Origin of the sequence: Ruminococcus sp. OM04-4AA (assembly GCF_003462585.1) — a bacterium.
GTDB classification, from domain to species: domain Bacteria; phylum Bacillota; class Clostridia; order Lachnospirales; family Lachnospiraceae; genus Mediterraneibacter; species Mediterraneibacter faecis.
This window is the reverse complement of record NZ_QTZH01000098.1, coordinates 1-3,974: the sequence shown is the minus strand read 5'-3', so window position 1 is coordinate 3,974 and position 3,974 is coordinate 1. Positions and strand designations below refer to the sequence as shown.

Genomic DNA, 3,974 nt, shown 5'->3' with positions numbered 1-3,974 from the left:
TATGATAATATAAAGAGATAGATTATTATCAAGAGTTAAAAAAATAACAATTGGAAAACAGTTAAAAAATAATAATCGAGTAAGATAAAACAAATCAATTAGAACAACAGGAAGGAAAGAGAGGGTATTATGAAGACATTGCTTGCATATCTGAAAGGATATAAGAAAGAATCAATACTTGCTCCGCTGTTCAAGATGCTGGAAGCATCTTTTGAGCTGTTTGTTCCGTTGGTAATGGCGGCAATTATTGATGTTGGAATTGCAAATCAGGATAAGCCATATATTGTGAAAATGTGTTTTGTACTGATCGCGCTGGGAATCATCGGACTTGTCTGTTCCATTACAGCACAGTATTTTGCAGCGAAGGCAGCAACAGGAGTCGGAACGGGAATAAGACATGGATTATTTGAACATATCCAGAAATTTACATTTACGGAAATGGACCAATTAGGAACATCTACATTGATCACACGAATGACAAGTGATATCAATCAGATCCAGTCAGGTGTGAATCTTGTTTTACGATTGTTCCTGCGTTCGCCGTTCATTGTATTTGGTGCAATGATCATGGCATTTACAGTAGATGTGAAAGCAGCACTTGTATTTGTTGTGACGATTCCGCTTCTTTCACTTATTGTGTTTGGAATCATGCTTGTGACGATGCCGATGTATAAGAAAGTGCAGGCAGATCTTGATCAGGTACTTCTTGCAACGAGGGAAAATCTGACAGGAGCAAGAGTTATCCGTGCATTCAATAAAGAAGAGGATGAGACGAAGCGGTTTGAAAATGCGAATCAAATTCTTACAGATGCACAGAAATATGTGGGACGCATTTCTGGAATGATGAATCCGCTGACATATATTATTGTAAACGGAGCAATCATAGCATTGATCTATGTCGGTGCAGTCCGTGTTGATATCGGAGATCTGACCCAGGGACAGGTTGTGGCACTTATTAATTATATGTCACAGATTCTTGTTGAACTTGTGAAGTTAGCGAACCTGATCATTTCCGTGACGAAGGCAGCAGCATGTCTGAACCGTGTGGAGAGTGTGCTTGCTGTGAAACCAGATATGAATGAGGGAGATGTAAGATGGAAGAGCAATTCTTCCGAAGCAGATCGGGATTTGAAAAATAAAATTCCGGTCGTAGAGTTCTCTCATGTATCTTTGACCTATAAAGGAACTTCAGATACATCCTTATCTGATATAAATTTCTGTGCCAAGAAAGGACAGACGATAGGAATCATCGGGGGAACAGGTTCAGGAAAATCGTCTCTTGTGAATCTGATTCCGAGATTTTATGATGCAACAGACGGTACAGTGAAGATCAATGGACGTGATATTAAAGAATATCAGACAGAGAACCTAAGAGAACATATCGGTGTCGTTCTTCAGAAAGCAGTGCTTTTCAAAGGGAGTATTGCGGACAATCTCCGCTGGGGAAAGGAAGATGCAACAGAGCAGGAAATGTATGAAGCATTGGACATTTCTCAGGCAAGAGAATTTGTTGATACGAAACAAGGCGGATTAGAATTTCAGATTGAACAGGGAGGAAGAAACCTTTCCGGAGGTCAGAAACAGAGAATGACGATTGCACGCGCACTGGTTCGGAAACCGGAGATCCTGATTCTCGATGACAGTGCATCAGCGCTGGATTTTGCTACAGATGCGGCACTTCGCAAGTCAATCAAAGAGATGAAAAACCAGCCGACCGTATTTATCGTATCTCAGAGAGCAGCATCTATTCAGTATGCAGACCAGATCATTGTGTTGGATGATGGTGCAATGGCAGGAATCGGAACACATGAAGAACTGCTGAAGGATTGTCCGGTCTATCAGGAAATCTATTATTCACAATTTCCAAAGGAGGCGGTAGTCAATGGCTGATAAAATAAAGATAAATAGTGATAAGAAACAGAAAAGTCAGGCAGCAACATTGAAAAAGGTAATCCGCCGACTTGGAAGATACAGAATTTTTCTCGTATTTTCAATTCTGCTTGCAACTGTATCTGTTGCGCTTACACTTTATATTCCAAAGCTGACAGGACATGCAGTTGACTATGTGATCGGAAAAGGTGAAGTGAATTTCCCGGGAGTAATCCAGGTGATGATTCAGATTGGTGTGTGTACACTGATTACGGCATTGGCACAGTGGCTGATGAATGTGTGTAATAACAAAATGACCTATCAGATGGTTCAGGATATCAGAAATGAAGCGTTCCATAAAATAGAGCAGTTGCCGCTAAAATATATTGACGGCCATCCATACGGAGATGTTGTAAGCCGTGTAATCGCGGATGTTGATCAGTTTTCTGATGGACTTCTGATGGGATTTACACAGCTCTTCACCGGGATTGCCACGATTGTCGGAACATTTTGTTTTATGTTATCCGTAAATGTATCGATTACATTTGTTGTGGTTCTTATCACACCGGTATCATTCGTTGTAGCAAATTTTATTGCAAAGAAAACATTTCGTATGTTCCGTCTGCAATCTGAAATACGTGGAGAGCAGACAGGCTTGATTGATGAAATGATCGGAAACCAGAAAGTAGTTCAGGCATTTGGACGCGGAGAAGATGCAACAGAGCGTTTCGACGAAGTGAATAAAAGATTGCAGGAGGCATCCTTGCGGGCAACATTTTTCTCATCCATCACGAACCCGGCGACAAGATTTGTCAACAGTCTGGTTTACACAGGAGTTGGAATTACCGGAGCATTTGCAGTTGTACGCGGTGCAATGAGTGTAGGACAATTGTCCAGTTTCTTGAGCTATGCAAATCAGTACACAAAGCCATTTAATGAGATTTCCGGAGTCGTGACAGAATTTCAGAATGCGATTGCATGTGCGCAGAGAGTATTTACATTGATTGATGAAGAACCGCAGATACCGGAACCGGAACATGCAGTTCATCTGACGGATATTGATGGAAATGTGAAAGTAGAGGATGTTTCATTCTCTTATCTGCCAGGTCAGCATCTGATTGAAGATTTTAACCTGGAAGTAAAGCCAGGACAGCGTATTGCGATTGTCGGACCGACCGGATGTGGAAAGACAACCTTGATCAATCTGCTGATGCGTTTCTATGATGTGAATGCAGGAAGTATTAAAGTAGAAGATATAGATATTCGCGAAATGACAAGAAAAAGTCTGCGTGCAGGGTACGGAATGGTTCTTCAGGAGACCTGGTTAAAAACGGGTACAATTCGTGAAAATATTGCTATGGGAAGACCGGATGCAACGGAAGAAGAGATTGTCGAGGCAGCGAAAGCTTCTCATATCCATAATTATATCCGTCGTCTGCCAAAAGGATATGATACATGGATCACAGAAGATGGTGGCGGGCTTTCACAGGGACAGAAGCAGCTGCTTTGTATTGCAAGAGTTATGTTATGCAGACCACCGATGTTGATTCTGGATGAAGCAACATCATCCATCGATACAAGAACGGAGATCAAGATTCAGCAGGCATTTGCAAAACTGATGGAAGGAAGAACAACTTTCATTGTTGCACACCGTCTGTCAACCATCCGTGAGCTGATGTGATTCTCGTAATGAAAGATGGAAAAATCATTGAACAGGGGAATCATGAAGTACTGATGAAGAAGGAAGGTTTCTATCATCATCTGTATGAGAGCCAGTTTTCAATGTAGGATAAGGTATGATGCGAGATAGTGAGATACGTTGCAGGTCGCATGAAATGTAAATAGTAACGAAATGAAAAAGGAAGGCTATCAACTACGATAACAGTATAAATTGATATGCTCCCTTCTAGGTAGACAAGTGAAATAATAAAAACTTGTCACTTAGGAGGGAGCATATTTTATGTCTAAAAGAAAAGTATCTGTTGAGGATAAGACGTATGCTGTAAATCTATATCTGGATGGAAAAGAAAGCCAACGGCGAATTGCCGATATGTTTGATGTAAGTCTTGCATCTGTCCAACAATGGATTCGAAACTATGAATCTA

Annotated in this window: 2 protein-coding genes and 1 pseudogene; all 3 read left to right on the top strand. The window is 41.0% G+C overall.

Translation table 11 applies throughout. The features are described from left to right. The first annotated feature begins 129 nt into the window (after positions 1–129). Positions 130–1,890: an ABC transporter ATP-binding protein gene (locus DXB52_RS14965; protein ID WP_118107961.1), complete on the top strand. Its 1,761-nt coding sequence runs from the start codon at positions 130–132 to the stop codon at positions 1,888–1,890. After that, a pseudogene (locus tag DXB52_RS14960) lies at positions 1,883–3,657 on the top strand (ABC transporter ATP-binding protein). Before DXB52_RS14965 ends, DXB52_RS14960 begins: the two are co-directional and overlap by 8 nt. Positions 3,658–3,829: 172 nt before the next feature. Continuing rightward, positions 3,830–3,974: helix-turn-helix domain-containing protein (locus tag DXB52_RS14955; RefSeq protein WP_147343369.1), on the top strand; the 145-nt coding region annotated here is incomplete at its 3' end.